Annotated in this window: 2 protein-coding genes; both read left to right on the top strand. The window is 60.7% G+C overall.

What is annotated here, in order from left to right:
* Window positions 1–952, top strand: a 952-nt coding sequence (gene tssA / locus HP547_RS28570) for a type VI secretion system protein TssA (protein WP_172288855.1), incomplete at its 5' end; no start/stop codon positions are given.
* Window positions 949–1,939, top strand: a 991-nt coding sequence (locus tag HP547_RS28565) for a type VI secretion protein IcmF/TssM N-terminal domain-containing protein (RefSeq protein ID WP_306140755.1), incomplete at its 3' end; no start/stop codon positions are given. The genes tssA and HP547_RS28565, both read left to right, overlap by 4 nt.

Genomic DNA, 1,939 nt, shown 5'->3' with positions numbered 1-1,939 from the left:
TGCGCTTGTCGAGCTTGAGCGCTCGCTGAGCAAATACGCCGACCTTGCCAATGGCGTTGGCGAGGTTGCAGCACCCAAGGCGCCAGAGTCAAACATAAAGCCAGTGCCGCTGGCTGATGTCATCGCAGCGCCGATGCCACGTGTGTTGATTGGCAATGAGCGCGAAACCCGCAGGGCTGTGTTGAACATGGCCGAGCTTATCAACCAGCAGGACCCGTACGACCCGGTCGGCTATCAACTGCGCCGTTTTGGTCTGTGGGGGCACATTCAGGCTGCGCCTCCAGCCAACCAAGGTAACCGCACTGAATTGATGGCGGTTCCGCAGGACATTGCCGGTGATTATGAGGATGCGGTCGCCGGGACGGCGATCGATGCTGCATTGCTCCAGCGCATCGAAAAAAGCGTGACGGCTTGTCCCTACTGGGTTCGCGGCAGCTTTCTCGCTGCAACCGCCGCTTCACGCCTGGCGATGGGCGAAGTGGCTGAGGCTATCCGTGCGGCGACCGCTCGGTTCGTTCAGCGGTTACCCGCACTGCAGCCGCTGTGCTTTAGCGATGGTCGAGCGTTTATCGATGACCAAAGCCTGGCCTGGCTCAAAGGGGCGCAAGGTCCGTCCGAGCAGGGGGCCTGCTCCCAGGAGTTCGCCACCCTGCGCGAGGAATTATCCAGCCAGTTGGAAGCCGGTGGCGTGGAGCCCGTTCTGCTCAGGTTGCAGGGAATGCAGGCCGATCTTCGAGGTCCTCGGGAGCGTTGCCATACCACAGTGATCGCCGCTGACCTGCTGGCTGCACGCGGTGTGTCCTGGCTGGCCCAGGACTTGTGCGCGAGTGTCGCCCGGACCATGCAGCAAACCACGGCCAGTGCCTGGGAGCCCGATGTGTTTCAACGACTGCAACAGCATGCCTCCCCCCAAGCATTGGCCGATCAAAACAAGGACTGGAACTCTCCATGAATCAACTATGGAAGCTATTGAAACGTCGGGGTTTACCCCTGGTGACTCGGATCGGCTTGGCCATGCCATTATTGCTTGTGCTGGGTACCGTGCTGATGCTGGTCGCCATCTGGTGGCTCGGGCCTCAGTGGGAGTGGCGTGAACAGCGCCCGTTGGCCAGCACGGCCCATCGTAGTCTGGCCAGCCTGGTGCTCGTGTTGGTGCCGCTGCTGTGCTGGCTTGTTGTGCTGCGCAGGCGGTACATTCGCCTGCAGGCAGAGCGCAAGCAGGCGGTAGCCGCAGAGCTGGACAGTGTATTGCCATTGGTTCGCGCGCAAGAGAAGGCCTTGGACCAAGGGCTGTCGCGATTTCTTGATAGCGCAGGAGGGCGACGTGCCTTGTATCGGTTGCCTTGGTACTTGGTGATAGGCGACCAGCATGCCGGCAAGTCCAGCTTAATCGACCGCACGGAACAGAGCTTTTCGCTGACCCGAATCGATAAGGCGCAGGCCCGGGGCAGGCAGGCACAACCGCTGGCTTTCCCGATAGGCTGGTGGGTCAGCAATGATGCGGTGATCATTGATCCGCCAGGGGCTTTCATCAGGCAGGAGTCGCTCGCAGGCTCGCCCACTGACGACTCAGGCGCACCGCAACTACCACCCGAAACCCCGGCCAGGCTGTGGCAGCACCTGATGGACTGGCTATTGCGCAACCGCAGCCAGAGAGCCCTCAATGGCGTGTTGCTGGTTGTTGACTTGCCTGCGTTGCTGCATGGCACGCCTGAGGAGCGTGTTGCGTTGGCGCATGTGCTACGCACTCGTCTGTACGAGGTAAGCAGTCAGTTGGGCTCCCGCCTGCCGCTGTACGTGGTGCTGACCAAGTTCGATTTATTGGATGGTTTCGACCAGCTCTATGCCGGCCTTTCCGTTTCCATGCGCGAAAAAATGTTCGGCTTTACGTTCAGGCTGGATGCGATCGGCACGTTCGACGCTTGGCTGAAGGAGTATG

The organism is Pseudomonas sp. CM27 (assembly GCF_013179515.1).
Taxonomy (GTDB): Bacteria; Pseudomonadota; Gammaproteobacteria; order Pseudomonadales; family Pseudomonadaceae; genus Aquipseudomonas.
The sequence above is the reverse complement of the archived record's forward strand: the minus strand, read 5'-3'. Positions and strand labels throughout refer to the sequence as shown.